The sequence below is a fragment of the Methylobacterium sp. D53M genome, from assembly GCF_053345625.1.
Genome location: NZ_JBKFAL010000002.1, coordinates 87,075 through 113,214, shown reverse-complemented (window position 1 = coordinate 113,214; position 26,140 = coordinate 87,075). Strand labels below are relative to the sequence as shown.

Genomic DNA, 26,140 nt, shown 5'->3' with positions numbered 1-26,140 from the left:
GGATGGGCCAGGGAGCGGGGAAGGCGCGCCGATGACCCGGACCCGGTGGACGACGCGGTTCCGTCGCCGCCGCGCGGCTCCGGTCGATGTCCGAGAGGCCCACGGGCGCCGACGGCACCGCCCGGATCCCGCGGCCCCGACGGCCCCGCTTGCCCCCGACCCCGCGCTCCATAGATCCCGACGATGACGGCACTCCCCTTCGACAACAGCTACGCCCGCCTGCCGGAGCGCTTCTACGCCCGCCGGCCGCCGACGCCCGTGGCGGCGCCGCGCCTCGTCCGGCTGAACCGCGCGCTCGCCGAGGAGCTCGGCCTCGATCCGGACTGGCTCGCCGGCCCGGACGGCGTCGCGGCGCTCGCGGGGAACGCCGTCCCGGACGGCGCCGACCCGATCGCCGCGGCCTATGCCGGGCACCAGTTCGGCCAGTTCGTGCCCCAGCTCGGCGACGGCCGCGCGGTCCTGCTCGGCGAGGTCGTCGACCGGAACGGGCGCCGCCGCGACATCCAGCTGAAGGGCGCGGGCCCGACGCCGTTCTCCCGGCGGGGCGACGGGCGGGCGGCGCTCGGCCCGGTCCTGCGCGAGTACCTCGTCAGCGAGGCCATGGCGGCGCTCGGCATCCCGACCACCCGGGCCCTCGCCGCCGTGACGACCGGCGAGCCGGTGGTGCGCGAGACGCTCCTGCCGGGCGCGGTCCTCACGCGGGTGGCGGCGAGCCACATCCGGGTCGGCACCTTCCAGTTCTTCGCGGCGCGGGGCGACGTCGAGGGCTTGCGGGCGCTCGCCGACCACGTCGTCGCCCGGCACCATCCGGACGCGGCCGGGGCCGGCAATCCCTACCGGGCGCTGCTGGAGGGCGTCGTCGCGGCCCAGGCGACCCTCGTCGCCCGCTGGTTGCACGTCGGCTTCGTCCACGGGGTGATGAACACCGACAACATGTCGGTCGCGGGCGAGACGATCGATTACGGGCCCTGCGCGTTCCTCGACGCCTACGATCCCCGGACGGTCTACAGCTCCATCGACCGCAACGGCCGCTACGCCTACGGCCAGCAGCCGCGGATCGCGCTCTGGAACCTGACCCGCCTCGCCGAGACCCTGCTGCCGCTCCTCGCCGAGGGCGAGGACGCCGCGGTCGCCGAGGCCGAGGCGGCGCTGGCCACCTTCGCGCCGCGCTTCGAGGCGGCCTATCACGGCGGCCTCGCCCGCAAGCTCGGCCTCGCCGAGACTCGCGACGGCGACGCCGAGCTAGCGGGCGACCTCCTCAAGGGCATGGCCGAGAACCAGGCCGACTTCACCCTGACGTTCCGCCGGCTCTGCGACGCGGCGGCGCGGCCTGAGGCCGACGCGGCCGTGCGCGACCTGTTCGTCGACCCGACGCGCTACGATGCCTGGGCGGCAGCGTGGCGCGCGCGGCTGGCGCAGGAGGCGCGCGACCCTGGCGAGACCGCCGCCGCGATGCGCCGGGAGAACCCGGTCTTCATCCCGCGCAACCACCGGGTCGAGGCGATGATCGAGGCCGCCGTGGAGCGGGACGACTTCGCGCCGTTCGCGACGCTCCTCGCCGTCCTGGCCCGCCCCTACGACGACCAGCCGGACCATGCCGCCTTCGCGGAGGCGCCCGCGGGCGGCGGCGTCGGCTACCGGACCTTCTGCGGCACCTGAGCCCGCGCGCCGCCGGTCAGGACCGCGGCCACGTGAAGATCTCGCGCAGCCCGCCCGCGTGGCGAAACCAGTGGACGCGGGTCGCTGGATTGAAACCGTGATCCTGGTACGAAGTGGCGATCACCGACACGAGAATCTCGGCCGCCGAGCGGTCGTGAATGTCGTAGGCCAGAAGTTTGGGAGTACCGTCGGTCTCGCGGGTGAGATCGCGAACCAGAATCGAATACGACATATCCCCCCTCCTTTCGACACAAAGCATGTACTCAAGATTATATCGTCAAAGCCAGGATCGTTCGCGGAAGGATCGCGTAAAGGTTAAACAACGTTAACGGGAATGTGTTGATTTGATACGGCCCCGGTTGGACTCGCCGGGCGCGCAGGTCTTCGCGGGGGTCGCGCGGCCCGCGACGCCGGAGCGGTCCGGCGCGGGAGACGCGGCTGTCGACCGGGTTCGGGCGCCGAATCACGCCGCGGCGCCGGCCCGAGAGCTGCTCCCGATCGTGTCGCAGCGGTCTGGACGGACGACGATTCGGGCGGAGTCAGTCGCGCCATGCCCCCTCTCCCGTGCGGCACAGGCTCGGCGCGCCTCCGCCTCAACTTGACCGGGACCGGCCCTAGATGTCGGAAGGCGGGCGCCCGACCGGACCGACGGGGCGCAGGGCAGAGCCGGAGGCCATGGTGAAGCGGATCCGGGCGGGGCTCGTCGCGGCAGGGCTCGCGCTGCTGACAGCCCAGTGCGCGCCCACGCCCGGCGCGCCGGCGGCCGGGATCGTCGTCGCCTCCAAGCTCGACACGGAGGGCGGGGTGCTCGGGAACATCATCCTGCAGGCGCTCCAGGCCCGGGGCCTGCCGACCGTCGACAAGATCCAGCTCGGCGCGACCGCGATCGTCCGCCAGGCCCTGATCGAGGGGCAGATCGACATCTATCCCGAATACACCGGCAACGCGGCGTTCTTCTTCGGGAAGGCCGATCTCCCGGTCTGGAAGGACCCGGAGGCGGCCTACCGCACGGCCCGGGACCTGGATCGCGCGGCCAACGACCTCGTCTGGCTGACGCCCGCCTCGGCCAACAACACCTGGGCGATCGCGGTGCGCGAGGAGATCGCGCGGGCCGCAGGCCTGAGGACCATGAGCGACTTCGGCCGCTACGTGGCGGGCGGCGGCGCGATCAAGCTCGCCGCCTCCTCGGAATTCGTGACCAGCCCGGGGGCGCTGCCGGCCTTCGGCCGGGCCTACGGCTTCACCCTCCGGCCGGACCAACTCGTCATCCTGGCCGGCGGCGACACGGCCGCGACGATCGCGGCGGCGGCGCGGGGCACCTCCGGCACGAACGCCGCCATGGTGTTCGGCACCGACGGCAGCATGGCAGTCGCGCGCCTCGTCATGCTGGACGACGACAAGGGCGTCCAGCCGGTCTACCAGCCGGCGCCGGTGGTCCGCGGCGCGGTCCTCAAGGCCCATCCGGAGATCGCCGCGGTGCTCGACCCGATCTTCCGCAAGCTCGATCTGGCCACGCTCCGGGATCTCAACGGCAGGGTCCAGATCGGCGGCGAGCCGGCCTCCGCGGTCGCGGCGGACTTCCTCCGGCAAAACGGGTTCGTGCGGTGAGCCGGCCGCGCGGACAGCGCGGCGCGACGCGCCCGCAAAGGCGGAGCCGTCCGCCGCCCGCGGGATCCCGCGTCGACAATCCGGGGCTCCGCCGGCAAGGATGCCCGGCGGGGCGCCCGAGAGCGTCGCGACGCCGGTGACCCGCCTCATGAGACCCGCCGCATTTCCGTCCATCGTCGCGCCCTCGGGCGCCGCCGCAGCGTGAGGATGGGGGAATCCCTCGCGACCGGGCGGTCTCGCCCGGGCGTCGATCCGCTGGGCGCGGCCTTCGCGGCCGTCCTGGCACTGAGCCTGCTCGCCCTGCCGCTGATGACGACCCGGCCGAACCGGATCGCGGCCGGCACCGCGCTGACGGCGTGGTCGGCGCTTCCCCCCGGCGCAGCGCTCCTCCTCGGGGGCGTCGTCGCCCTCGCGCTACCGCCGCTGGTCCTGCGGTCGGCGCCGATCCTGCGGCTGGCCGCCGCCGCCGCGATCCTGCTGCTGCTCGGCCTCGCGGCCGGCTGGGCGGCCGATCACCTGACCGCGCCGGGCGACCGGTACGGCCGGGTCTCGCCGGACGCGGGCTGGTGGCTCGCCTTCGTCACGGCGGCCCTCGCGGCCGGCGACGGGCTGGCGCGGCTGCGGCCGGGACCGGTCATGCGGATCGCCGCGCTCGCCCTGCTGGTCGCCGCGACGGGGCTCGCCCTGCGCACCGGCTTCTGGGACAACCTCTCGGTCCTGCGGGAATATGCCAGTCGCTCCGACACGTTCGGCCGGGAGCTGAGGACCCACGCCGCCCTCGCCCTCTCCTCGGTGGCGGCCGCCGCCCTGGTCGGGATCCCGGCGGCCGTGCTGGCCCGCCCGGTCGCGCCCGCGCGGACGGGCCTGCTCACGGGCCTCAACGTCGTGCAGACCGTCCCGTCCATGGCGCTGTTCGGCATGCTGATCGCGCCCCTGGCCTGGATCGGCCGGGAGGTGCCGGGTGCGGCCGCCCTCGGCATCGCGGGGATCGGCGCCGCGCCGGCCTTCGTGGCGCTGTTCGCCTACGCGCTCCTGCCCGTGGCCGCCGCGACCGTCGCGGGCCTCGACGCGGTGCCCTGGCCGGTGCGCGACGCCGCCCGGGGCGTCGGCATGACCGCGCGCCAGCGGCTGTTCCAGGTCGACCTGCCCCTCGCCCTGCCGGCGATCTTGACCGGGATCCGGATCGTCCTCGTCCAGAATATCGGCCTCGCGGTGATCGCGGGGCTCGTGGGCGGCGGCGGCCTCGGCGTGTTCGTCTTCCAGGGCATCAGCCAGAACGCGGGCGACCTCGTCCTGCTCGGCGCGCTGCCGACCGTCGCCATGGCGACCGGCGCCGCGGTGCTGCTCGACGCCGTCATCGACCTGAGCCGCGGCCGCGCGGCGGAGCGGATCCCATGATCGACCTCGCCGGGGTGAGCCGCGTCTTCGAGGGGCGCACGGTGGTGGCGGACGTCACCCTGCGGGTCGAGACCGGGGCGATCCTGACGGTGGTCGGCACCTCGGGATCGGGCAAGACCACCCTGCTGCGGATGATCAACCGCCTGATCGAGCCGAGCGCCGGGACGGTCCGGATCGCCGGCCGGGACGTCCGGGAGGTGCCGCCGCACCTGCTGCGGCGCGGGATCGGCTACGCCATCCAGGGCCACGGGCTGTTCCCCCACCGCACGGTCGCGGAGAACATCGCGGTGGTGCCGAAGCTCGTCGGCTGGGACCGCCGGCGGATCGCCGCGCGGGTCGACGAGCTCCTCGGCCTGTTCAACCTCGATCCGGCGATCTACCGGGACCGCCTGCCGGCGGCGCTCTCCGGCGGCGAGCAGCAGCGGATCGGCGTCGCCCGCGCGCTCGCGGCCGAGCCGCCGATCCTGCTCATGGACGAGCCCTTCGGCGCCCTCGATCCGATCATCCGCGGGCGGGCGCAGGCGGATCTGCTGGCGATCCAGGCGCGCTACGGCACCACGATCGTGCTGGTGACCCACGACATGACCGAGGCCCTGCATCTCGGCGACCGGGTCGCCGTGATGGATGGCGGGCGCCTCGTGCAGGAGGCCGCGCCGGCGGACCTCGTCGGCGCGCCCGCCACCGCCTTCGTCGGCGCCCTCCTCGGCAGCGGCGACCGGGCCTTCCAGCTCATGGCCCTGCGCGCCGTGGACGATCTGATCGAGCCCGGCCCGGCGCCGGGCCCGCCCATCCCGGCCGGGACCACGGTGCGGGCCGCCCTCGCCGAGAGCCTGTGGTCCCGGCGCCCGGCCCTGCCGGTCAGCCGCGACGGCGTCGTCCTGGGCCGGGTGACGCGGGAGGCCCTCGAGGCGCGGGGCGCCCGGCCGTGATCCGCGCCCCGCAGATCGCCCGGGCCGCGCTTCTCGCCCTGCTCGGGGCGTTCCTGGTCGCCCCGGGGTGGTTCGCGCCCCTGTTCCGGCCCTTCGCCCCCGGCGACACGCCGCCGATCTACGCCCAGACGCCGCTTCTGACGCTCGCCGTCAACCACCTCCTGCTCGTCGCCGCCGCGACCGTGACCGCGGCCGTGATCGCCCTCGGCCTCGCGGTCGCGGCCACGCGGCCGGCCGGCCGCGACGTGCTGCCCTTCGCCCGGTCGGTGGCCCGAATCGGGCAGACCTTCCCGCCCGTCGCGGTCCTGGCCCTGGCCGTGCCGATCCTCGGGTTCGGCGCGGTCCCGACCCTGATCGCCCTCGTCCTCTACGGGCTGCTGCCGATCTTCGAGACCGCGCTCACCGGGCTCGAGGATCTCGACCCGGCGCTGATGGAGGCCGCCCGCGGCATGGGGCTGACCGACCGGCAGCGACTCGTCCGCGTCGAGCTGCCCCTGGCGCTGCCCATGATCCTGTCGGGGATCCGCCTCGCCGCGATCATCGGGCTGGCGACGGCGACCATCGGCTCCACGGTCGCCGCCAGCACCCTCGGCGAGGTGATCATCTCCGGCCTGCTGACCGGCAACACCGCCTACGTCCTGCAGGGCGGCCTCGTCGTGTCCGCGCTGGCGCTCCTGATCGACGGCGGTTTCCGCCGACTCGAGCGCGGCGCGGCACGCCGGGCTGGATTTCCTTCCTAGAGGCGACTAGAAAGCCAGCGGGGCCGTACGCGCGGCCCTGGGGCGTGGAACCCCCTGTCTGATGGTCGGTGCCGACCACAACGGCACCCGTATCCTTGGCCACACGGTCGGGGAGCCTGCGGCGTATGTCCAGGCGTTCCGGCGCTAAAGGTCGTAGGGACCGTTCAGACACGGTTTTCCAACTCCCCGACTCGGGATGGTCGAAGGCTCGCTCGCGGGGGCGCACCGCGAGCCAGGGCCCGCCGGGAGGATGGGCCATGGGTTCCAGCGATCCCGAGACGCGCAGGCGGCAGCTCGACCGGCTGCGCGCGGCCTACGAGGCCCGCGCGGGCCGGCCGGACCTCACGGCCATCGGCAGCGGTGCGCGGCACTCGCGGGTGCTCCTGGGACGGATCCTCGTGGTGCTCGGCGGCCTGCCGGACGGGGCCGGACTGCCGGCGATCGGTCCGGGCGGGAACGGACGCGCCCAGACGTAGCCGCGCGGGTCGCGGCGCCGGACGGCCGGCGAGACGCGCGGCCGCGGCGGCCTGACCGGCACGGAGGCTGGCGCGAAACCGGATCGACGGATCCGGTGCGACGGGACAGGCGGGTCGACTCGGCGATAAGACGCTGCCCATGACGTCGCCCATGACGCCCGCCGACCGGGACCGGTTCGAGAAGTGCCTCGCGCTCGCCGACCAGGGGGCCACGGCGGGCGAGCGCGCGGCCGCCCGGGCGGCCGCCGAGCGCATCGCCCGGGGCGCCGGGCTGACCCTCGCGGCGGCGGCCGAGGCGCTCCGGCGGAGCGGACAGGCCTCCGCCGATCGGGCGGCCCGCCCGCCCCCGCCCCGGCGGTCCTATCCCTGGGCGCAACCCAAGGAACCGGTGACACCCGTCACGGTCGAGGAATTGCTGCGCCAGAAGGCCGAGACGGAGGCGTGGCGCAAGCGCAGCGCGGCCGCCGCCGACCGCCGCCGGAAGCGGGAGCGCGCCGACCAGGAGGCCTACGTGGCGGAGCAGCGCGCCCGGCAGGCGGAGCGCGACCGGGACTGGGCGCGCACCCGCGCGGATCCCCCGGGGGCGCCGGAGGACGGGACCTGAGCGCCGGTCGGCCGGCTCAGCGGTGATGCCGCGGCCGCGCGCTCCGGTGCGCCCGCGCCCTGCGGTGCGGCGGCGCGACCCGCGGCGGCGTCGGCGGCTCCGCGGCGGCGACCGGAGGCCCGGGCGCGACGCCGTCACGGGCGGCGACGATCCGGCGGGCTTCCTCGACGCTCATGTCGCAGGCGCTCGTCATGCCCTGCAGGGCGCCCAGGGCGCGGTTGTACTCGGGAAGGTTGATGCATCCGGGGACGCCCCACGCCCAGGCGGGGACCGGCGCGGAGCCCGCCACCGCCAGCGCGAGGGCGGCAAGACCGTTCCTGAGCGACACGGATCCCTCTCCTCTCCACCGAGACCCGGATCCCCCCCTGAGGCAGCACGCCCCTCCGGGCGGCGGGTTCACGGACGCCCGATCAGGCCCCGCCGCACATGTGCTGGGAGTCGGGCAAAGTCCAGGAATCCAGCGTGCGCAGGTTGGTCGTCGTGTACATCGTGCCGCGATCGTCGCCCTTGGGGCAGCCCGTCGGCAGAAGTACGAGGCAGGTCATGACCCGGTCGCCGACCCGCGACCGCGCGACCGCTTCGACATACGCGTAGGAGACGCCGTAGACGCCGTTCTTGAGATCGACGCTCGTCCCGTCGCCGATCCCGTCGCCCTTCGGCTTCACGAGCGTGTCGCTGAACCGGGTCCCGATCCGCGCGATGGTGGTCGCCGCGCAGGTGCCGACCCGCGTCGGCACCTGCGCCTCGGCGGCGGACGCGAACCCGAGACCGGCGACCACGAGGGCGCCGGCCAGGATCGGTCCGGGGGCAGCCACCATCAGGCGGCTTCGAGGAGGAAGTTGGCCCGGCGGAACATCAATTCGCGCCGGTAGAAGTAGACGCCGCGGTGGCGCATCGCCGCGTGCGCCGCGTCCACGTCGAATCCGTACGGCCTGTCCCGGGTCGTATCGATGCAGCCGACATACATCCATCGGACACCGTCGATGAGCGACGGGATGGGCTGGTCCTGTCGAACGGCGCAGAACTGCTCCCCGTCCGAGGCCGAGATGAAAATGTAGAAGGTCTTCCGCGCGCACATCCGAACCTCCATGGGACTCGGGGGTGTAACCGCAACGCCACGGTCAAGCTATAAACCGACCCTGGGGCAATAGTCAAGCTTCTGCCACATTTTCGTCACGTGTGAGACAGACCGCCCCGGCCGCACGCCTCACAGGCAGCCGACCCGCCGCAGGGCGCCGATCAGCTTCCGGCCGACGCGGTAGCCGTTGAGGGATTCCGACCCGAGGATGCGGACGGTCTCGGCCGACGCGGTGCGGTCGTACAGGAACACCTGGAAATCCGACCGCCCCTGCCCGACGGGTCCGCTGCTGACCTGGCCGCAGAACGCCACGGCGGACTCCGCCTCGGCGGGGATCGGTCGGATCTTGCGGAATCTCACGAGGCCCGCGTCAGGGAAGGCCGCGGCGACCCGCGCCCGCATCTCGGCCTCCAGATCGTCGGCGCCCTGCCCGTGGGCGAACGGCGCCGCGAGCAGGCCTCCGAGGAGCGCCGCCAGCATCGCGCGCCCCCATCCCGCCCCAGGCACGGTGCGGGACTTCCGGGCCCTCGACCTCGGAACGGACGGGCGGCGTGTGGCGGCCATGAAGGGACTTCGCGATGCGCTCGAAGCGTATTGGATCACGAAGATCTGCGAAGTGGAAGCGTCGGAACCGCGCCGGCGAATTGTCCGGCAGGCGCGACCCGAAAAATCCGACGGCGCTCTCCCAATCTCGGACAGGACCATGGCCATATCATTGACCAACCGGACGGCGCGCGTCGCATCGAAATTCTGCATTCAAAATTCGTTACTTGCCAAGCATGTCATTCTGCATTGACAGACGATAATGTCCGAGTATTCCTGGTCTATAATAGGTGTCGGCAGGGTCGAAGAAGGGGTCGATCGCTTTGCGCAAGAACCAGGATCAGCTCGAGCCGACCATCAGCGACGTGGCCCTGCGCGTCGTGACCGCCTATCTGTCGAACAACGCGCTGCCGCACACCAGCATACCGCCGCTCCTGCTCACCGTGCACGGCGCGCTCTCCGCGCTCACCGACCGGCCCGCGGTCGTCGAGGCGCCGCCCGAGCAGCCCGACGCCGCTCAGATCCGCGGCTCGGTCCGCCAGGACGGCATCGTCAGCTTCATCGACGGCCGGTCGTACAAGACCATGAAGCGGCACCTCACGGCGCACGGGCTGACGCCGGAACTCTACCGCGCGCGCTACGGGCTGCCGGACGATTACCCGATGACCGCGCCGGGCTACGCCGAGCGCCGGTCAGAGATCGCCAAGGCGATCCGGCTCGGCAGCAAGGCTGCCTGATCGACGCCGCCTGACCGACGCAGCCCGGCCGCCGAGCCCCCGTGAACCGATGGCCGGCACGGACGTAGATGCGCTGGGCGGGGCGGCGCGCGCGTGCCGGCACTGCGGGTCGGCCCGTCTGGCAACGCGATCGGGTGAGAGGGATCTGGCCATGAAGGGTCTGTCTGGCTGCGTCGCCCTCCTTCTCCTCGGGATCGGACCGGCCTCGGCGCAGACCGTCCTGGCCCCGTCCGGAGACTCGGCCGTGACGCAGCCCGGTGGGACGGCGGGGCGGGCCGCGCGACGCAACATCCAGGAGGCCTACCGCAACGGCGACGTGGTCGGCCATCGGCATGCGCCAGCCGCCCCCGCGCCCCGGCCGGACCGGCCCCGCCGCACGAGCCCGCGCTTCTAGAGGCCCCGCTCCTCGCGCGAGCGCCGTGCTGCGCGCCGGCCTTCGGCGCCCGGGCGCCGGCCGGACTCCGCGCTCGCCGCCCGCGGGCCACGGCCTGAAATCGTTCTGTAATCCGAGCCGGTCACGGTCCGCGCGCAGGTCGACCGCAGATCGCGGTCGCGGCGGGTCGCGCTGGACCGGATCGACCCGGCAGCCCGGCCCCGGCAACGACGACAGGTGTTCGATGCTTCGGACTGCGATCGCCCTGACGCTTCTGCTGGCCGGAGCCCCGGCCTGGGCCGGACCGCGCTGGCAGGACCTGCCGCCGACCCCCGCGCCGGTCGCCGGCAAGGTTTCCGGGCGCGCCGCCGTCAACGGCATTCGGCTGTATTACGCCACGATCGGCAACGGTCCGCCGGTCGTCCTGCTGCACGGCGGCCTGTCGAACTCCGATTACTGGGGCCACCAAGTCGCGGCGCTCGCCGCCCGCCGCACGGTCATCCTCGTGGACAGCCGCGGGCACGGCCGCAGCACCCGGGACGATCGGCCATTCGGCTACGACCTGATGACCGACGACGTGGTCGGGCTGCTCGACGTGCTGAAGATCCCGCGCGCCGACATCGTCGGGTGGAGCGACGGCGCGATCCTCGGTCTCGACATGGCGATGCGCCACCCCGACCGCGTCGGCAAGGTGTTCGCGTTCGGCGCCAACGCCGACCCGTCGGGCCTGATCGAGGGTGTGGAGACGAACCCGACCTTCGCCGCCTTCATCGACCGGGCCGGCAAGGAGTACGAGGCCCTCTCGCCGACCCCGAAGGACTACGCCGCCTTCGTCGACGCGGTCGGCCGGATGTGGGGCGGGCAGCCGCGCTGGACCGAAGCCGATCTGAAGCGGATCCGCGCGCCGGTCCTCATCGCGGACGGCGACCACGACGAGGGTATCAAGCGCGCGCACACCGAATACCTCGCTGCCACGATTCCCGGGGCTGGGCTGCTGATCCTGCCCAATGCCAGCCACTTCGCGTTCCTCCAGGATCCGGCGCTCTTCAACGCGGCGCTCCTCGGCTTCCTGGACGGGCCTTGAGGGTCCTGGGCGGCCCCCTGACGCGCGCGACTCACCGGGCCGACAGCCAGCCTTGCTGACCCTAACCCAGTCGGCCTCTGCGCCTTGACGTACGGATCGCGGACGCGCGGCGCGGGCCGCTTCGGGAACGGCGGCGCGACGAGGACGCCGACCCGACCCGTCAGGCGATCTCGAGATGGAGGAACTGGTTGAATTCGCTCGGCACGTAGGTCCCGAAGGCGGGGCCGCTCACGAAGCCGCGACGCCGGTAGAGTTCGAGCGCGGGTGCGAATGCGGGCCCGCATCCGGTCTCGAGGCTGAGGCGTCGCGCGCCGCGGGCGGCGGCGGCCGCGATGATGGTGTCGAGGATCGCCGCGCCGGCTCCCAGGCGGAGGAAGTCGGGGTGCGTCCGCATGGACTTCACCTCCGCGGTGCCGTCCGTCGCCATCCTGAGCGCCCCGACGCTCGCCACCCGCCCGCCGCGGCGCGCCGTCCAGACGGTCACGTCCGGTGCCTGCAGGCCTGACAGGTCGAGAGCGAACACGCTGCCCGGCGGCGAGGATGCGTGCATGCCGGCGAGATGGAGCGCCAGCAGCGCCCGTGTCTGCGTATGGGACAGGTCGTCCCGCGCGATCTCGAACATCGTGCCCCGGCCATCCGCCCCGACATCCCCCGCGCAGGATGTCCTCCCGATCGACGATCAGCAAGGCGCGGAACGGCGGTGCGGCCCCCGCGCCGAGGCTCCCGGCGGAGGGCGGATCGACAGCTCAGCAAGATCCGCGGACCGCCGACCTCCCTGCGACCCGCAACCATGGCGCGCATGGTGCATTTGTGAACGCCGTCACGTTCCCCGGTGGGGAACACGCTGCCGTGGCGGTGCGTCACCGGTTGCGGGCACGCTCCGGCCGGAGAGGACTCACACGCTTGATCGCCGCCGGAAGCCAGACCGCGAGTGCCTCCGATGCCGCCGCATCGGTCGCCGGGTCGATCGCGGCCGTCACGCGGCGGCTCGATTCCCTGCCGATGACGCGGCTTCACGCGGCGGCGCTCGCCGTCTGCACGCTGGGCCTGTTCACCGACATCGCCGAGGTCGCCCTGAGCAACGCCCTGGCGGCCATCTTCCTCGCGCCGCCCTACAATATGCCGCGGGGCAGCCTCTCGCTGCTCCTCGCCTCCGTGTTCGCCGGCGGCGCCGTGGGCGCGCCCGTCTTCGGGATGCTGGGGGATCGCCTCGGCCGCAGGCGCGCGCTCCAGGCCTCCCTCGCGCTGATGGCCGCCGGATCGCTGGCGGCCGCCGCGAGCCAGGGGCTCACGGCGCTGACGATCGCCCGGACGGTCTCGGGGTTCGCGATCGGCGGGTTCCCGCCCCTGGTCGCCACCTACCTCGCCGAGGTGACGCCCGCGCGCCGACGCGGCGCGACGCTGCTGGTCTGCGCCGGACTCGGGCTCCTCGGCGGCCTGGCCGCCATCGGCGTGGTCCAGATTATGGCCCCGGCCGCGCCGCTCGGGATCGAGCCGTGGCGCTGGGCGCTGATCATCGGGGGCGCCCTGGCGGCGCTCGGCGGCGTCCTGTTCGCGCGGCTGCCGGAATCGCCGCGGTGGCTCGCCTCGGTCGGGCGCTCCGCCGAGGCCGACGCCGCCTGCCGCCGGTTCGAGCGCGCGGCCGGCCGGGTCCGGGTCGCCGCCCCCACCGACCCGGACACGGACCCGCCCGCGACCGGGCTCGCGGGGTTCCGGGGCCTGTTCGCCGAGACGCGCCAGCTGCGCCGGACGGCCCTGTTCGTCGGCCTCTACACCCTCGCCCCCCTAGCGACGATCGCCTTCCCGCTGCTCAGCGCCGTCGTGATGGTGGAGAAGGGCTTCAAGGTCGATCAATCCCTCGTCTTCGCCGCGCTGTCGATGCTCGGCCCGCCCCTGGGTACCCTGCTGACCGCGCTGGCGATCGACCGGCTCGAGCGGCGCGCCGTCCTGACGGCCCTGGCGGCGGCGATGGCGGCCCTCGGCACGGCCTTCGCCGCGAGCGGCACGTTCCTGACCCTGGTCCTGGTCGGCATCGCCTTCAACACCGCGGCGGCGACCTACGGCAGCATCCTCGCCGTCTACGCGACGGAGTTGCTCCCGACGCCGCTGCGGGCCTCGGCCATGACCTGCGCCTGGGCCGGCGGCCGGGTCGCGGCCGCGCTGGCGCCGATCATCCTCCTGCCGATCCTCTCGGCCTACGGGCCGCACGCGATGTTCGCGGTGATCACGCTCGTCCTCGCGGCGAGCGCGGCCCTGCTCCTCGCCGGACCGCGCGGCCTGTCCGGTCGGGCCGTTGCTTAGGGAAACCCGGAGACGCGGGTCTCCGACCCGCGGCGCCGCGCCGGATGGCGTCGGTTGCCAATCCGGCAAGATTCACACGATAAAGTTGCGCAGGCGGCCGGACGGAACCGCCGGGCACGCCGGGGGTGTCACACGTGTCTAGCCCGGTGCTCGTCCCGAGCCTCGTCGAGACGACCAGCCACGTCGACCCCAAGCAGGCCTTCGAGTTCTGGCGCTGCACGGCCCTGGCCAGGTTCGGCGACATCGGCCGGCGGCACCCCCGGGAGCGGTTCGCGGCCAAGCGCCTGAGCGTGGCCTCGGCCGGCTGGGCGCTGACCCACACGGTGAGCAGCCCGGTCGCGGTGGAGTTCCGCTCCCGCCACGTCGACCGGAACGCCCGCGGGATGGTGGTGATCGGCCTCGCGCTCGACGGCGTCGGCTACCAGGAGCAGAACGGCCGCGGGGCCCAGCTGACCCCCGGCGACATCAGCTTCCTGACGCGGAACCGGCCCTTCGTGGCCGGCACCCAGAGCGCCTACGGCGAGATCCGCCTCGCCGTCCCGCGCAAGATGTTCGAGGCTTTCGTCGGCGACGCCGACGCCTTCGCGGGCCGCAGCCTCGGCCCGCTCCCGGCCGGGGCGGAGGTCCGGGCGCGGCTGCGCGGGGTGGCCGGCTCGGTCGCCTGGATGTCCGCCGACGAGGCGCAGGCGGCCGTCGAGGGCGTACTCCACCTCCTCGGCCACCTCGTCGACGGCGCGGCCCGGCGCGGCGATCCGGAGGCGGTCTCGCAGGCGGCCGTCGTCTCGCTCGCCCGCGCCCATATCGCGCGGCGGATGCACGATCCCGACCTGAACCCGCAGGACATCCAGCGCGCGCTCGGTCTCTCCCGGACCAGCCTGTACCGCGCCTTCGCGGAGACCGGCGGCATCGCGGCGGCGATCCGCGACGCGCGCCTCGACCTCGCGCGCCGACGCCTCGAGGCCCGCCGCGACGACAAGCTGCGGATCGCCTCGATCGCCTACGCGTGCGGCTTCACCGACGTGCCGACCTTCAACCGCGGCTTCCGCAAGCGCTTCGGCTTGGCCCCGGGCGACCTCCGGCCCGCGCTCCCCTAGGCGAAGCGCGTCGGGCGCGTCAGCCCGCGGCGGCGAGATCCGCCCGGCCACGGACCTGGGCGGGGAAATCGAACACCGCGTCCGCGTGGGCGATCGTGGCCGGGCGATGGGCGACGATGACCCGCGTCATCCGCAGGTCGCGCAGGGCCTGGGCGATCACCGCCTCGGTGGCCTCGTCGAGGTGGCTCGTGGCCTCGTCGAGGAACAGGATCTCGGGCCGCCGGTAGAGGGCGCGCGCCAGCACGATGCGCTGCTTCTGGCCGCCCGACAGGGTCGAGCCCATGTCGCCGACGAGGCTCTCGAAGCCCATGGGCATGCGGCGGATGTCGTCCAGGATCGCCGCCCGGGCGGCGCACTCGGCGATCCAGCCCGCGTCCGGATGCTCGTCGAAGGCCGCGATGTTCTCGGCGATCGAGCCGGCGAACAGGCCGTCGCTCTGCATCACGCCGGCGATCCGGCGCCTGTATGACCCGGCGGCGGTGCGGATGTCCTGGCCGTCGGCGGTGACGATCCCCTCGCTGGGCGGCGTCAGCCCCATCATCACCTTCATGAGCGAGGTCTTGCCGCATCCCGAGGGACCGGTGATCGCGAAGCAGGCACCGGCCCGGACGGACAGCGAGACGCCGCGGAAGATCCAGGGCTCGTCGGCCCCGTAGCGCAGCGCTAGGCCCGCGCCGGCGAGCGTTCCGGCCTTCAGGGCGACGACCGGGGGCGCCCCCGGCTGCGCCCCGACGGCGAGATCCTGCTCCTCCGGCTCGCACAGCACGATGTCGGCGAGCCGGTCGGTCTGCACGTCGAGCATGCGCAGCTTGAACCACGCGTCGATCAGGCTGCCGATCCGGGTGGCGAACTGGTCGCGATAGGCCAGGAACGCCACCAGCATGCCGAGCGACAGGGACCCGCCGATGACCGCGCGGGCGCCGAGCACCAGCAGGATCAGCCGGTCGAGGCCGAACAGGAACTCGTTCGCGCGGCCGAACACGAGGTCGAGGCGCTGCAGCCGCAGCCGGGCGTTCAGGGCCGTGACGAAGTGGTTCATCCAGGCGCCGCCGCGCCGCTCGCGCAGGTCGAGGAGCTTGACGCTCGCCATGCCGCGGACCGTCTCGATGAAGTGCGTCTGCTGGCGGGCCTCGGCCACGAGGGCCTCCTCGCTCCCCTCCCGGTAGGCGCCGTAGGCGAAGACCCGCAGGACCGCGTTGAGCGCCGTCGAGGCCAGGACCACGGCGACCAGCCAGCCGCCGTAGACCGTCAGCATCACCAGCATGCCGACCGCCATGAGCCCGTCGAGCATGGCCTGGACGAGATCGGTCGTCAGGCCCTTCTGGATGGTGGCGAGGGAGCCGAACCGCGAGATCACGTCGCCGACATGGCGCTTCTCGAAGTAGTCGAGGGGCAGGCGCGACAGGTGGTCGAACAGGCCGGCCGACCACTGGTAGTTCAGCCGGGTTCCGGCCAGCATGATCGCCCAGGTGCGGGCGATGCTGAGGCCGAGCTGGAGCAGCAGCAGCAGCGCGAGGCCGATCGCCACCACGAGGAGCAGATCGTGGTCGGCGTTCACGATCACCTCGTCGATGACGACCTGCGAGGCGATGGGCATCAGGAGGGCGACGAGTTCGATCCCGAGGGAGAGGGCCAGGACCTGGGCCAGGGCGGCGCGGATGCCGGCCATGTTGCGGAACAGGTCGCGCAGCCGCAGGCCTGGGGCGGCCCGCTCCCGCCGGAAGCCCGGGTTGGGCACCGCCTCCAGGGCGACGCCGGTGAATTCCCGCGAGGCCTCCGCGAGGCTGATCCGCCGCCGGCCGCGGCCCGGATCGTTGATGACGAGGCCGCCGCGCTCGACCCGGGTCAGAACCACGAAGTGGTTGAGGCCCCAGTGCAGGATGCAGGGCAGCCGGAGCCGGGGCAGGTCCGTGAGCTCGACCCGGAGCGCGCGGGCGGTCAGGCCCTGGGCGCCGCAGAGGTCGATCAGGTTGCGCAGGGTCATGCCCTTGAGGGACAGGGGATGGCGCCGCCGCAGCGTCGCGAGGTCGATCTGGCGCCCGTGATAGGCCAGGACCATGGCGAGGCAGGCCATGCCGCACTCGGCGGCCTCGGCCTGGAGGACGACCGGCACCCGGCGGCGGAGCCCGAAATCCAGCCGGGCGGCGAGGGACGACGCCGTCACGGGGCGGCCTTCCGGACCGGCAGGGCGTCGAGGCCGCCGCGCGTGACGAGGGCGAGGCTCTCCCGGACATGCGTCACGGGATCGAGCAGCCAGCGGTAGAGCGACCGCTTCTCCAGGGCGATGTCGGCCTCGACGCGCATGCCCGCCTCGAGGCTGCGCCGCTCGCCGTAGGCCAGCACGGTGTCGGAATCGGGCCGGACCACGATGCGGTAGAGGTCGGTCCCCTCCCCCCGGGCGGCGGCGCGCCGCGCGAAATCGGGCGCGTCGTCGCTGCCCAGCGGCGCCCGGGTGACCTCGGTGACGACGCCGCGGTGCAGGCCGAAGCGCTGGAAGGGGAAGGCGGCGTAGCGCAGCATCACGGGCGCGCCGGCTTCGGCGAAGCCGATGGCCGACGAATCGACGAACAGGTTGGCCTGGAGGCGCCCGGCGCTCGGCAGCAGGGTCAGGAGCGTCGCCCCGGCCGCCACGGTCTGGCCGACCTGCGCGCGGATCGACGTCAGGGTCCCGGCCTCGGGCGCCCGGACCTCGATGGCGCGGCGCGCCTCGCTCTCGGCCTTCTGCTGCGCCAGCTGGGCGGCGGTCCGGTCGAGGTCGGCGAGGTCGCGGGCCAACCGGTCGTCGTAGGCGGCGAGCTGGGACTTCGTCTCGGCGAGCTTGCCGTCGATCTGGAGGCGGCTCTGCTGGAACTGGGCGAGCTGCGCGCTCGCCTGCATGTAGAGGTAGTTCTGGCTCTGGAAGTCGGCGGCGCGGGCGTAGCCGCGCGCCACGGCGTCCGCGAGTTCCTCGACCCGCGCCCGGAGCGGCGGAACCAGCTTGTCCTGCAGGTCGATCTGCTTGGCGAGCTGGGCCGACTGCTCGCTCAGATTCGCCACCTGCTCGCGCAGCGCCTGCCGCTCCGTCCCGGCCAGATCGGCACGGGCGGTCCGCTGCCGCTCGACGCTCTGGCGCTGGCGCTCCAGCTCGGCGATCACGCGCTCCTGCGTGGGGCCGCTCGCCGACACGGCGTCGAGGTCGATCGTGTACAGGAGCTGCCCGCGCGCGACCTTGTCGCCCTCGCGGACGCCGGTCGAGCCCACGCGCCCCGCCACCGGGCTGGCGAGGCTGATCAGCCCGATATCGGGCGCGAGCAGGCCGACGGCGTGGATGCGGCGCGTGTAGGTGCCCTGCCAGGCATACAGGCCGACCGCCGCCACCATGATCACGCAGGCCACGGCCACGATGCGGACCGGCAGAGGCTGGATGATCTGCGCCTCGCCCAGCCACGCGTTGCGTCGCGCCTCGATAACCTCAAGTCGAAAGAGCGGACTTGGCACCCGGAGAAAGCAACCTTCCTGAAGGAGACAGCCGTATTTGAGGACAATGCTCAGCGCATCTGCCACCTTACTCGGTCGCATCACGGGAGTTTCATGTCAACACTTGCCGAAACGGCGAATTTTGAATTATCCTGCCCGCGTCAGAACGTCGCGCATACGTCGAAAAACGTTCATTTTTCAAAGGCTTATTTCAATTCGCCGTCGAGCTTGCGTTGCAGCGCAGCAGGACGTCAGTTTTTGCATCATCGCGTGCTGCGTTGCGAAAACCCGACGGCGGGAGACGCGCTGAGACGCGCCGCTTCGCAGCGCAGGCGGCCGCAGTGCCGACAGCGTCTGGAGCACGGCCCGGGAAAGACAAGGCCTGTCAGTTTTTGCGCATTGGCCGGGCTCGATCGTCCGCGAGCATTATCGGCTGGCCATGACCGATTGACACGAAGCACATCTCTGTAATCCTAAAGGCAGGTGCCGACGTCCAAGGCGCCTAGACGCTACGATCAGGCAATAGATCGAAGCAAATAACCTTCTACCTGAATCTCAATCTGGAGAACGATCATGCAGGACAGCATCGATACCGTCCGCGAGCTGAGCGCCGCCGAGCTGGACCAGGTCGGCGGCGGCCTCGGGGTCGGCCTCACTGTCGGCCTCGGGGTCGACGCGAGCCAGGAGCTCGGTGCGGTCTCGGGGGTCGTGGGCCAGGTCGGCGGTCTGGTGAGCGGCCTGGTGGGCAGCGTGCTCGGCGCGGTCGGCGGTGTCGTCGGCGGCGTGACCGGCTCCCTGCGCTGACGGTCTGACACCGGGAGGGCGGCCGCGGGGCCGCCCTCCTCCGTCGCGGGGCGTGACCGCGACGACACCGGAATCACGGGCCCGCATGGACAGAACAGCCGAGAGTTCAGGCGAGAGTTCGGCCGAGACGTTCGCCTACGCCACCAGCGGCAGCGCCGGGCATCTCTCCGGCCGCCCCGAGCTGACCTGCTACGCGCCGAGCGACCGCGGCCTCCCGGAGGTCACCTTCATCGATTTCCGCTTCCCCACCGGCGGGTGGAGCACGCACGCGGTCACGGGCCTCGAGGTCGCCGCCAGCACGCAGCCCGCGGGGGCGCACCACGCGGTCGATTACGAGATCGCGGCCCGGCTGACCGAGCGCGAAGGCCTGCTGGTCCGGCGTCCCGGCCTGAACGGCACGACCCGTTGGGCGGGCCCGTATGCCGGCCGCGTCCTCTCCTTCTCGGCCGCCGCCGTCGAGCGGCTGGCCGAGGCGCCGATCGGCAAGATCGCCTTCGCGGCGGACGGGCGCGATCTCCGCGCCTGCCGCAGCACCTGGCACATCCTCGACGCGCTGGCTTGCGCGCACCGGGACGACCCGTCGCCCGACGCGCTGCTGATCGAGAGCCTCCACCTGGCGATCCTGCGCTCGGTCGTCGCCGCGCGCGCTCCGGGCCGGTCGGCGGCGCCCGACCTCTCGGCGTCGCAGGCCGGGCGGGCCTGCGCGTATATCCGGGAGCACCTGGACCGGGAGATCACCGTCTCCGCCTTGGCCGGCATCGTCGGGCTCAGCGAGGGCTACTTCATCCGAGCCTTCCGCCAGACCACCGGGGTCACGCCCTACCAGTACATCATGCGCGAGCGCGTCGGCCGGGCCGAGGCCCTGATCCGCTCCGGCGCGGGATCGATGGCGGAGGTCGCCGCGCGATCGGGCTTCACGAGCGCCAGCGCCATGAGCCGCACGTTCCGGAAGCTCGTCGGGCGCTCGCCGACCGGGCGCACGGCCGGCCGGCGCGCCTGAGGCGCTACCCGGCAGCCCTCCCCGCTCCCCCGCGGAACAGGGCCTCCATCTCGCGCCGGACGCGGATCGCCTCCTGATCGGCGTCGAAGGCGACGTCGCTCCAGCGCACGGCCCGGCCCGCGGGCACGTCGTTCTTCAGGACCATGTTGTGGGCGAGGCCGATCGGCAGGGCGTCCTGCGCCAGGGAATCCGCCGCCGGCATCAGCTTGCCGTAGACGGTGAACCCGCCCTCGCCGTCGAGCCGCTCCCCGGCCCGCAGCGCGCGCTTGGCCGTGGCGGCGACGTCGCCGCGCCAGTCGCCTGTCGCCCCCGTCGCCTCGCCGCGGACCGCGATGGAGGCGACCGAGATGCCGAGCTCGAGCCCGATCAGGTGATAGGGCTTGTAGGTCGCGGCGAACCGGCCGCTCGAATCGGTCCTGAGACCGTACTGCGCGAAGCAGTCGCGCACGTAGGGGCTCGGCGCCTCGAACACCGCGTAGACGCCCCAGCGCAGGTCCCGGAAGACCGGCCGCCCGTCCCGCTCCACCGACGAGACCACCTCGACGGTGCCGCGCTCGGTGAGGAGGCCGCCATCCGCCGCGGGCTTCAGGACGCTCGGCAGGTCGTCGACGCCGCAGGGCGGGAAGGCGAGGCCGTCGCGCGGCGGGGTGAGCCCGCAGGCATTGGCCACCGCGGCCATCTCCAGCGCCGACTTGGTGCCGTCGAGGAAGGAGTTGAACATCTGCGGGTTGAAGTCGCCGCCGGCGACCTGGCTCTCGCTGAAGCCGTAATGGCCCCAGACCGTGTCGGGCGTGGAGGCGTGGTAGGCCGGGAGGTACTTGGTGCCCTTGCCGGCGCAGATCACCTCCAGCCCGATGGTGCGGGCCCAGTCGACCAGCTCCGCGATGAGCGCCGGCTGGTCGCCCGAGGCCATGGAGTAGATCACCCCGGCCTCGGCCGCCCGGCGCGCCAGCAGCGGCCCGGCCAGCACGTCGGCCTCGACGTTGACCATGACGATGTGCTTGCCGTGCGCGAAGGCCTTCAGCGCGTGGCGGATGCCGGCGGCCGGGCTGCCGGTGGCGTCGATGACGATGTCCACGAACGGGCTCGCGATCATCGCGTCGGCATCCTCGGTCACGAGGGTCGTGCCGCCGCGCGCGGCCTCCTCCAGCCCCCGCGCGGCGAACCGCGAATCGTCCCAGCCGACCCGGCGCAGCGATTCGCGCGCCCGGTCGGGCGACAGGTCGGCCACCGCGACGAGGTGGATGCCGGGCGTGCGCGGCGCCTGCGACAGGTACATCGAGCCGAACTTGCCGGCGCCGATCAGGCCGACCCGGACGGGCCGGCCCTCGTCGGCGCGCCGCTGCAGCTTGGCGGAAAGGGACATGGGGCGTTCTCTCCCTGGGTGGCGCGCGGTCGGGACCGGGCCCCGCCGCGCTCGCCGCGTCGTTGGACGGGGACCTAGCGCGGTTCCCGATGCCGTTGAGGCCCGCCGGATGAAAAGACGGGGGGTCTGTTCGGGCGACGCGCCGCCCCCTTCTCCCGTGCGGGAGCGGGGCGGGGTGAGGGATCGGGTCTCTCCGCCTCGGGCCGCCTCGGGCCGCCTCAGGCCGCCTCGGCCCGGCTCTGCGCCTCCACGTCGAGGAGCCAGTGCCGGAAGGCCCGGATCTTCTCCAGGGCCCCGTCGCGCTCGCGGTAGCAGATGAAGTGGAGGTCGCGGGTCAGGCTCGCGACCCGATCGCCGCCGAGGCGCACCAGCTGCCCGGCGGCGAGCTCGTCCCGGGCGAACCGCAGGGTCTCCAGCGCCACGCCGAGCCCCTGAACGGCCGCCGAGATCACCAGCGAGCCCCGGTCGAAGGCCGCGCCCGCCGCCCCGGCCGGGACCGGCAGACCGTTATGGGCGAACCAGTCCGGCCAGCGGACGGGGCTGAAGGACGAGTCGAGCCGGGTGAAGGGCCCGATCGATCCGGCCGCGTCCGGCTGCGCGGCCCGGGCGACCTCCGGCGCGCAGAGGGCGGCGATCTCCTCTGGGCCGAGGGATTCGACGGTCAGGCCGGGCCCGTGCGGCGGCCGGCCGTAGGCGATCAGGATGTCGATCTCCTCGTGCCGCCCGAGATCCACCGGGTCGGCGCTGGTGGAGAGGCGGATGGCGATGCCGGGATGCGCCTCCACGAAGGCGGGGAGCCGCGGCCCGAGCCACTTCGCCGCGAAGCTCGGTGTGCAGTGCACGGCCAGCGACGCGGGCGACGGCGGGCTGAGGTCGGCGCAGACCGCCTCGATCGCGTCGAAGGCGCTCGAGAGCCCCGCCAGCAGGCACTGGCCGTCGGCGGTGAGGAGCGCTTGGCGGTTCGCCCTCCGGAACAGGGCGCGCCCGAACCAGCGCTCCAGCGCCCGGATCTGGTGGCTCACCGCCGAGGGTGTGAGGTGCAGCTCCGCGCTGGCGCGGGCGAAGCTGCCCAGGCGCGCGGCCGCCTCGAAGGCCCGCAGGGCGGAGAAGCTCGGGATCCGGCGCATGTGCAATCCGTGAATTGAATTCATGGAAAGCGTGAAAAATCGTCGTTTGTCAACGCGCGGATCCGGCAGGATAGTGCCGACCACGACGCGATCGGCGGCCCGGTCCGTACCCCGACGAAAGGAGACGCCATGCTCGATGATCACGCCCACGAGGCGGCCGTCGCCCTCGACCTGCCGAACGACGATGCCGGCCGCAGGCGGACCTCGATCTACCAGCCCGAGCAGGCCGGCCTGATCTTCCCGGAGATCCCGGACTTCGCCGACCACGCCGAGGAGCGGGACTACCGCAAGAAGCACCTCGTGGCCGCCTGCCGCGCCTTCGCGATGCACGGCTTCGACTACGGCTTCGCCGGCCACCTGACGATCCGCGACCCGGAGCGTCCGGAGCTGTACTGGACCAACCCGATGTGCGTGCACTTCTCGCAGGTGCGGATGTCGAACCTGATCCTGGCCGACCACAAGGGCCGCGTGGTCGAGGGGCGCCACGCCATCAACCGCGCGGGCTTCGTCCTCCACGCCGCCGTGCACGAGGAGTACCCGGAGGTCATGGCGATGTGCCACGCGCACACCACCTACGGCACCGCGTGGTGCGCCACCGGCCGGCCGCTGGAGATGATCAGCCAGGACGCGGCGGCCTTCTACAACAGCCACGCGGTGATCGGCGCCTCGGCGGGCGCCGTGGCGGTGGAGAAGGAGAGCGGCCTGTCGGTCGCCCAGCAGATCGGCCGCAACCGCGGCGTGCTGCACCAGAATCACGGCCTGCTGACCTGCTCGCAGCACAGCATCGACGACGCGGCCTTCTGGTTCATCGCCCTCGAGCGGGCCTGCCAGCAGCAGCTCCTGGTCGAGGCCTCCGGCATCAAGCCGCAGCTCCTCTCGGAGAAGACCGCCCGCTACAGCCGCGAGCACGTCGGCAGCGACTACATCGGCTGGCTGCACTTCCAGACGCTGTACAACCACATCGCCGAGACCCAGCCCGACATGTTCGCCTGAGGCCGGCGCCCGCCCCGCACGGGGGACCGCGACAGATCGAGGGCCGGCCGCGAGGCCGGCCCTCTCGCTATGGGCGGTCCGCCGGGCGCCGCTGCCCCTCGTACCGGGCCCGCGGCCGGATCAGCGTCCCCTGGCGGCCCTGCTCCATGGCGTGCGCCGCCCAGCCGAGGCTCCGGCCGAGCAGGAAGATCGTGAACGGCGCGCTCCGCGGCAGGCCCGCCGTCCGGACGAGCGCCGTCAGCGCGAAGTCGATGTTCGGCCGCGCCCCCGTCGCCTCCGCGGCGCAGTCCCGGACGGCGTCCAGCAGGGGGTCGGCGGGCAGGACCGCGCCCAGGGCCGCGGCGCGGGCGTCGCCGTCCGGGTAGAGCGGGTGGCCGAAGCCCGGCAGCGCCCCGCTCCGATCCAGGCAGGCGCGCACGGCCGCCCTCGGGCCCGTCGCGGCGGCCTCGTCGACGAGCCGCAGCACCGCCGCCGCGGCGCCGCCGTGGCGCGGTCCCGACAGGGCGCTCAACCCGGCCATGAGGCAGGCCGCGATCGGCGCGCCGGTGGAGGCGGCGACGCGGGTCGCGAAGGTCGAGGCGTTCAGCTCGTGATCGGCCAGCAGCACCAGCGCCTGACGGACCCGGTCGGCGGTCGCGGCGTCGAGGGACCAGAGCCGCGCGAGGCCCTGATGCAGGGGCGCCCGGCCTTCGGGGATGCCGCAGGACGCGGCGAGATGCGCGACGGCGCGGCGCGCGTCGCGGCACAGGCGGTGGTGCCCGCGGCCCAGCGCGACTTCGGCCTCCTGCAGAAGCCCGGCCAGCGCCAGGAACGGCGTCGCGGCCGCGTCGGCCGGAACGTCGAACAGCGTCGCCTCCGGGCTGTCCCACAGGAGGTCGGCGGTCGCCTCCAGGCTCGCGTCGCGGGCGAACGCCACGGCGTCGCGGCCGCGGTAGATCAGGCTGCCCCGGTGGACGGTGCTGATCGCGGTGACGACCGACGGCTCGCCCCAGGCCATGGCCCCCGCGGCGATCGCCGCGCTGGCGCGGCTCCGGCCGCGCCGGTCGGCGAGCGTCGCGACGTCGGCGGCCCGGTACTGGCTGTGGCGCCGGCCCGGCGCCCGCCGCGCCTCGATCAGCCCGCGGCTGACATAGGCGTAGAGCGTCTGGGCCCGGATCCCGAGGGCGTCGAGGGCTTCGGCGCGGTCCAGCCATTCCGTCATGTTGATCAGATGTATCAAGATTGATCGATCCGTCGACGGCCGGCAGCCTGCGCGAACCGATCGAGGGCCGCGACCATGCGCGAACGACACGCCGACCACGACGCCCTGGCGCCGATCCTCGCGGAGGCGCAGGCCGCCCTGGCGCTGCCGCCCGAGGCCGGAGACCGGCTGGCGGTGACCGGCACCGGGAGCCTGCCCTCCTGCTTCCCGGTCACCGCGCTGGCGACGGCGTCGATCGGCGCCGCCGGCCTCGCCGTCTCCGAACTCCTCGGCCTGTCCGGCCCCGCGCCCGCCGTCGCGGTCGACCGACACCTGGCCTCGGCGTGGTTCGGCACCTCCGTGCGGCCGCAGGGCTGGATGCTGCCGGCCGCCTGGGACCCGATCGCCGGCGACTACCGGGCGGCGGATGGCTGGATCCGGCTGCACACCAACGCGCCCCGTCACCGCGCCGCCGCCCTGGCGGTTCTCGACTGTCCGGGCGAGCGGGAGGCGGTGGCGGCCGCCGTGGCCCGCGCGGCGGCCGAGGACCTGGAAGGGGCGATCCTGCGCGCCGGCGGCTGCGCCGCGGCGATGCGCGGTCCGGACGCCTGGGAGGGCCTGGACCAGGGCCGGGCGGTCCGGGCCGAGCCCCTCGTGGCGCTCGCGGAACGGCCCGTCCAGCACCGGGTGCCGTGGCGCCCGGACCCGGCCCGTCCCCTCGCGGGGATCCGGGTCCTCGACCTGACCCGCATCCTGGCCGGGCCGGTGGCCACGCGCGTCCTGGCCGGCCTCGGGGCCGACGTCCTGCGGATCGACCCGCCCGGCTGGGATGAGCCGTCCCTGGCGCCCGACATCACCCTGGGCAAGGTCTGCACGCGCCTCGACCTCCGGCAGGTCGACGACCGCCGGCACTTCGAGACCCTGCTCGCCGAGGCCGACATCCTCGTGCACGGGTACCGCCCGGACGCCCTGGAGCGGCTCGGCTACGGCGCGGCGCGACGCCGGGCACTCAACCCGGACCTGATCGACGTCGCGCTCTGCGCCTACGGCTGGACCGGACCCTGGGCCGGACGGCGCGGCTTCGACAGCCTCGTCCAGATGGCGACGGGCATCGCGGCGGCCGGGCAGCGGTGGAAACAGGCCGACCGGCCGGTGCCGCTGCCCGTCCAGGCGCTCGACCACGCCACCGGCTACCTGATGGCGGCGGCGGCCGTGCGAGGCCTGATCGCCCGGCAGCGCGACGGGCACGCCGTCACCGCGCGGCTCTCCCTGGCCCGGACCGCGCGCCTGCTCACGGACCATCCCGGCAGCGCGCCGGGGCCCGCCTTCGGCGGATATCGGGACGCGGATTACGCCCCGGAGATCGAGGACACGGCGTGGGGACCTGCCCTCCGGCTGCACGCGCCCGTGCGGATCGAGGGCGCGCCGCTGCGGTGGGATCGCCCGGCCTGCGATCTCGGCACGACGGAGGCCGCACAAGTCAGACATTTCGGCAGCGCGCGCTGGTCCGGCTCGAAAGCCGCTCCGGGGAGCAGAAGCGCTATAAATTGACCAATCGCGGGAATGTTTTTGCAGCCTCCGCGCGGCGGA

28 protein-coding genes are annotated in these 26,140 nt (G+C 73.6%); 17 read left to right on the top strand and 11 right to left on the bottom strand.

What is annotated here, in order from left to right:
- Positions 1-183: 183 nt before the first annotated feature.
- On the top strand, positions 184-1,659 hold the full coding sequence (locus ACLBYG_RS04685) for a protein adenylyltransferase SelO (protein ID WP_447680750.1): 1,476 nt from the start codon (positions 184-186) through the stop codon (positions 1,657-1,659).
- A gap of 16 nt (positions 1,660-1,675) precedes the next feature.
- Here the strand turns inward: ACLBYG_RS04685 and ACLBYG_RS04680 are convergent, their stop codons facing one another.
- The gene (locus ACLBYG_RS04680; RefSeq protein WP_447680749.1) at positions 1,676-1,891 is read right to left on the bottom strand and encodes a hypothetical protein; all 216 of its coding nucleotides are present in this window, start codon (positions 1,889-1,891) and stop codon (positions 1,676-1,678) included.
- A 443-nt stretch (positions 1,892-2,334) separates the two neighbouring features.
- Between ACLBYG_RS04680 and osmF the strand changes: the two genes are divergently transcribed.
- From osmF to ACLBYG_RS04650, 6 genes are all read left to right on the top strand, one after another.
- Positions 2,335-3,267 carry a glycine betaine ABC transporter substrate-binding protein OsmF gene (osmF, locus tag ACLBYG_RS04675; RefSeq protein WP_091676054.1) on the top strand — a complete coding sequence of 311 codons (933 nt, stop codon included), beginning with the start codon at positions 2,335-2,337 and terminating at the stop codon, positions 3,265-3,267.
- Between the two features lie 207 nt (positions 3,268-3,474).
- The gene (locus ACLBYG_RS04670) at positions 3,475-4,665 is read left to right on the top strand and encodes an ABC transporter permease (protein ID WP_447680748.1); all 1,191 of its coding nucleotides are present in this window, start codon (positions 3,475-3,477) and stop codon (positions 4,663-4,665) included.
- Positions 4,662-5,594: an ABC transporter ATP-binding protein gene (locus ACLBYG_RS04665; protein ID WP_447680747.1), complete on the top strand. Its 933-nt coding sequence runs from the start codon at positions 4,662-4,664 to the stop codon at positions 5,592-5,594. Before ACLBYG_RS04670 ends, ACLBYG_RS04665 begins: the two co-directional genes overlap by 4 nt.
- Positions 5,591-6,334, top strand: coding sequence for an ABC transporter permease (locus ACLBYG_RS04660; RefSeq protein ID WP_447680746.1), 744 nt, complete (start codon positions 5,591-5,593; stop codon positions 6,332-6,334). Before ACLBYG_RS04665 ends, ACLBYG_RS04660 begins: the two co-directional genes overlap by 4 nt.
- A gap of 257 nt (positions 6,335-6,591) precedes the next feature.
- Entirely contained in the window at positions 6,592-6,810 is a 219-nt protein-coding gene (locus ACLBYG_RS04655; RefSeq protein ID WP_020090998.1) for a hypothetical protein, read from the top strand.
- 139 nt (positions 6,811-6,949) lie between these two features.
- Positions 6,950-7,414, top strand: coding sequence for a hypothetical protein (locus ACLBYG_RS04650; protein WP_020090999.1), 465 nt, complete (start codon positions 6,950-6,952; stop codon positions 7,412-7,414).
- 16 nt (positions 7,415-7,430) lie between these two features.
- On the opposite strand, the gene ACLBYG_RS04645 is transcribed toward ACLBYG_RS04650, so the two are convergent.
- The 4 genes from ACLBYG_RS04645 to ACLBYG_RS04630 all read right to left on the bottom strand — a co-directional run bounded on the left by ACLBYG_RS04645 (position 7,431) and on the right by ACLBYG_RS04630 (position 8,972).
- On the bottom strand, positions 7,431-7,742 hold the full coding sequence (locus ACLBYG_RS04645; protein ID WP_447680745.1) for a hypothetical protein: 312 nt from the start codon (positions 7,740-7,742) through the stop codon (positions 7,431-7,433).
- Between the two features lie 82 nt (positions 7,743-7,824).
- The gene (locus ACLBYG_RS04640; protein WP_447680744.1) at positions 7,825-8,232 is read right to left on the bottom strand and encodes a hypothetical protein; all 408 of its coding nucleotides are present in this window, start codon (positions 8,230-8,232) and stop codon (positions 7,825-7,827) included.
- The gene (locus ACLBYG_RS04635) at positions 8,232-8,492 is read right to left on the bottom strand and encodes a hypothetical protein (protein WP_056523187.1); all 261 of its coding nucleotides are present in this window, start codon (positions 8,490-8,492) and stop codon (positions 8,232-8,234) included. The genes ACLBYG_RS04640 and ACLBYG_RS04635 overlap by 1 nt, the downstream gene beginning before the upstream one ends.
- Before the next feature lie 129 nt (positions 8,493-8,621).
- Positions 8,622-8,972, bottom strand: coding sequence for a hypothetical protein (locus ACLBYG_RS04630; RefSeq protein ID WP_056522867.1), 351 nt, complete (start codon positions 8,970-8,972; stop codon positions 8,622-8,624).
- A 73-nt stretch (positions 8,973-9,045) separates the two neighbouring features.
- Here ACLBYG_RS04630 and ACLBYG_RS04625 point away from each other — a divergent pair, with 73 nt between their 5' ends.
- From ACLBYG_RS04625 to ACLBYG_RS04610, 4 genes are all read left to right on the top strand, one after another.
- On the top strand, positions 9,046-9,288 hold the full coding sequence (locus tag ACLBYG_RS04625) for a hypothetical protein (protein WP_139257060.1): 243 nt from the start codon (positions 9,046-9,048) through the stop codon (positions 9,286-9,288).
- A 70-nt stretch (positions 9,289-9,358) separates the two neighbouring features.
- On the top strand, positions 9,359-9,772 hold the full coding sequence (locus ACLBYG_RS04620; RefSeq protein ID WP_020091004.1) for a MucR family transcriptional regulator: 414 nt from the start codon (positions 9,359-9,361) through the stop codon (positions 9,770-9,772).
- A gap of 151 nt (positions 9,773-9,923) precedes the next feature.
- On the top strand, positions 9,924-10,166 hold the full coding sequence (locus ACLBYG_RS04615; protein ID WP_091676038.1) for a hypothetical protein: 243 nt from the start codon (positions 9,924-9,926) through the stop codon (positions 10,164-10,166).
- Between the two features lie 223 nt (positions 10,167-10,389).
- Complete coding sequence (locus tag ACLBYG_RS04610) at positions 10,390-11,229, top strand: alpha/beta fold hydrolase (protein WP_447680743.1); 840 nt, start codon at positions 10,390-10,392, stop codon at positions 11,227-11,229.
- A gap of 160 nt (positions 11,230-11,389) precedes the next feature.
- On the opposite strand, the gene ACLBYG_RS04605 is transcribed toward ACLBYG_RS04610, so the two are convergent.
- Positions 11,390-11,851, bottom strand: coding sequence for a GNAT family N-acetyltransferase (locus ACLBYG_RS04605; protein ID WP_447680742.1), 462 nt, complete (start codon positions 11,849-11,851; stop codon positions 11,390-11,392).
- 281 nt (positions 11,852-12,132) lie between these two features.
- Here ACLBYG_RS04605 and ACLBYG_RS04600 point away from each other — a divergent pair, with 281 nt between their 5' ends.
- Both ACLBYG_RS04600 and ACLBYG_RS04595 read left to right on the top strand, forming a co-directional pair.
- A complete protein-coding gene (locus tag ACLBYG_RS04600) occupies positions 12,133-13,530 on the top strand; it encodes an MFS transporter (RefSeq protein ID WP_447680741.1) in 1,398 nt (465 codons plus the stop codon).
- A gap of 134 nt (positions 13,531-13,664) precedes the next feature.
- Positions 13,665-14,624, top strand: a complete 960-nt coding sequence (locus tag ACLBYG_RS04595) for a helix-turn-helix domain-containing protein (protein ID WP_447680740.1) — start codon at positions 13,665-13,667, stop codon at positions 14,622-14,624.
- A 19-nt stretch (positions 14,625-14,643) separates the two neighbouring features.
- On the opposite strand, the gene ACLBYG_RS04590 is transcribed toward ACLBYG_RS04595, so the two are convergent.
- Together ACLBYG_RS04590 and ACLBYG_RS04585 are read right to left on the bottom strand one after the other, a co-directional pair.
- A complete protein-coding gene (locus ACLBYG_RS04590) occupies positions 14,644-16,788 on the bottom strand; it encodes a peptidase domain-containing ABC transporter (protein ID WP_447680739.1) in 2,145 nt (714 codons plus the stop codon).
- Positions 16,785-18,101 (bottom strand): HlyD family secretion protein, encoded by a 1,317-nt coding sequence (locus ACLBYG_RS04585; protein ID WP_427507194.1) that lies wholly within the window; start codon positions 18,099-18,101, stop codon positions 16,785-16,787. Before ACLBYG_RS04585 ends, ACLBYG_RS04590 begins: the two co-directional genes overlap by 4 nt.
- Before the next feature lie 552 nt (positions 18,102-18,653).
- Here ACLBYG_RS04585 and ACLBYG_RS04580 point away from each other — a divergent pair.
- Both ACLBYG_RS04580 and ACLBYG_RS04575 read left to right on the top strand, forming a co-directional pair.
- A complete protein-coding gene (locus ACLBYG_RS04580; RefSeq protein WP_012321783.1) occupies positions 18,654-18,884 on the top strand; it encodes a hypothetical protein in 231 nt (76 codons plus the stop codon).
- A gap of 85 nt (positions 18,885-18,969) precedes the next feature.
- Positions 18,970-19,884, top strand: a complete 915-nt coding sequence (locus tag ACLBYG_RS04575; protein WP_056522847.1) for an AraC family transcriptional regulator — start codon at positions 18,970-18,972, stop codon at positions 19,882-19,884.
- A 4-nt stretch (positions 19,885-19,888) separates the two neighbouring features.
- Here the strand turns inward: ACLBYG_RS04575 and ACLBYG_RS04570 are convergent, their stop codons facing one another.
- Both ACLBYG_RS04570 and ACLBYG_RS04565 read right to left on the bottom strand, forming a co-directional pair.
- A complete protein-coding gene (locus ACLBYG_RS04570) occupies positions 19,889-21,250 on the bottom strand; it encodes an NAD(P)H-dependent oxidoreductase (RefSeq protein ID WP_447680738.1) in 1,362 nt (453 codons plus the stop codon).
- 218 nt (positions 21,251-21,468) lie between these two features.
- Positions 21,469-22,377 carry a LysR substrate-binding domain-containing protein gene (locus ACLBYG_RS04565; protein ID WP_447680737.1) on the bottom strand — a complete coding sequence of 303 codons (909 nt, stop codon included), beginning with the start codon at positions 22,375-22,377 and terminating at the stop codon, positions 21,469-21,471.
- Between the two features lie 129 nt (positions 22,378-22,506).
- Between ACLBYG_RS04565 and ACLBYG_RS04560 the strand changes: the two genes are divergently transcribed.
- The gene (locus ACLBYG_RS04560) at positions 22,507-23,370 is read left to right on the top strand and encodes a class II aldolase/adducin family protein (protein WP_091926402.1); all 864 of its coding nucleotides are present in this window, start codon (positions 22,507-22,509) and stop codon (positions 23,368-23,370) included.
- 67 nt (positions 23,371-23,437) lie between these two features.
- On the opposite strand, the gene ACLBYG_RS04555 is transcribed toward ACLBYG_RS04560, so the two are convergent.
- On the bottom strand, positions 23,438-24,571 hold the full coding sequence (locus tag ACLBYG_RS04555) for a citrate/2-methylcitrate synthase (protein WP_447681030.1): 1,134 nt from the start codon (positions 24,569-24,571) through the stop codon (positions 23,438-23,440).
- Between the two features lie 75 nt (positions 24,572-24,646).
- Here ACLBYG_RS04555 and ACLBYG_RS04550 point away from each other — a divergent pair, with 75 nt between their 5' ends.
- Positions 24,647-26,101: a CoA transferase gene (locus ACLBYG_RS04550; RefSeq protein ID WP_447680736.1), complete on the top strand. Its 1,455-nt coding sequence runs from the start codon at positions 24,647-24,649 to the stop codon at positions 26,099-26,101.
- The last annotated feature ends 39 nt before the right edge of the window (positions 26,102-26,140 follow it).

Bases quoted from the DNA above. Each gene is read 5' to 3' on its own strand.
- ACLBYG_RS04685 (WP_447680750.1), top strand. From the start codon at position 184: ATGACGGCACTCCCCTTCGACAACAGCTACGCCCGCCTGCCGGAGCGC.
- ACLBYG_RS04680 (WP_447680749.1), bottom strand. From the start codon at position 1,891: ATGTCGTATTCGATTCTGGTTCGCGATCTCACCCGCGAGACCGACGGT.
- osmF (WP_091676054.1), top strand. From the start codon at position 2,335: ATGGTGAAGCGGATCCGGGCGGGGCTCGTCGCGGCAGGGCTCGCGCTG.
- ACLBYG_RS04670 (WP_447680748.1), top strand. From the start codon at position 3,475: ATGGGGGAATCCCTCGCGACCGGGCGGTCTCGCCCGGGCGTCGATCCG.
- ACLBYG_RS04665 (WP_447680747.1), top strand. From the start codon at position 4,662: ATGATCGACCTCGCCGGGGTGAGCCGCGTCTTCGAGGGGCGCACGGTG.
- ACLBYG_RS04655 (WP_020090998.1), top strand. From the start codon at position 6,592: ATGGGTTCCAGCGATCCCGAGACGCGCAGGCGGCAGCTCGACCGGCTG.
- ACLBYG_RS04650 (WP_020090999.1), top strand. From the start codon at position 6,950: ATGACGTCGCCCATGACGCCCGCCGACCGGGACCGGTTCGAGAAGTGC.
- ACLBYG_RS04640 (WP_447680744.1), bottom strand. From the start codon at position 8,232: ATGGTGGCTGCCCCCGGACCGATCCTGGCCGGCGCCCTCGTGGTCGCC.
- ACLBYG_RS04635 (WP_056523187.1), bottom strand. From the start codon at position 8,492: ATGTGCGCGCGGAAGACCTTCTACATTTTCATCTCGGCCTCGGACGGG.
- ACLBYG_RS04630 (WP_056522867.1), bottom strand. From the start codon at position 8,972: ATGCTGGCGGCGCTCCTCGGAGGCCTGCTCGCGGCGCCGTTCGCCCAC.
- ACLBYG_RS04615 (WP_091676038.1), top strand. From the start codon at position 9,924: ATGAAGGGTCTGTCTGGCTGCGTCGCCCTCCTTCTCCTCGGGATCGGA.
- ACLBYG_RS04610 (WP_447680743.1), top strand. From the start codon at position 10,390: ATGCTTCGGACTGCGATCGCCCTGACGCTTCTGCTGGCCGGAGCCCCG.
- ACLBYG_RS04605 (WP_447680742.1), bottom strand. From the start codon at position 11,851: ATGTTCGAGATCGCGCGGGACGACCTGTCCCATACGCAGACACGGGCG.
- ACLBYG_RS04580 (WP_012321783.1), top strand. From the start codon at position 18,654: ATGCAGGACAGCATCGATACCGTCCGCGAGCTGAGCGCCGCCGAGCTG.
- ACLBYG_RS04575 (WP_056522847.1), top strand. From the start codon at position 18,970: ATGGACAGAACAGCCGAGAGTTCAGGCGAGAGTTCGGCCGAGACGTTC.
- ACLBYG_RS04570 (WP_447680738.1), bottom strand. From the start codon at position 21,250: ATGTCCCTTTCCGCCAAGCTGCAGCGGCGCGCCGACGAGGGCCGGCCC.
- ACLBYG_RS04565 (WP_447680737.1), bottom strand. From the start codon at position 22,377: ATGCGCCGGATCCCGAGCTTCTCCGCCCTGCGGGCCTTCGAGGCGGCC.
- ACLBYG_RS04560 (WP_091926402.1), top strand. From the start codon at position 22,507: ATGCTCGATGATCACGCCCACGAGGCGGCCGTCGCCCTCGACCTGCCG.
- ACLBYG_RS04555 (WP_447681030.1), bottom strand. From the start codon at position 24,571: ATGACGGAATGGCTGGACCGCGCCGAAGCCCTCGACGCCCTCGGGATC.
- ACLBYG_RS04550 (WP_447680736.1), top strand. From the start codon at position 24,647: ATGCGCGAACGACACGCCGACCACGACGCCCTGGCGCCGATCCTCGCG.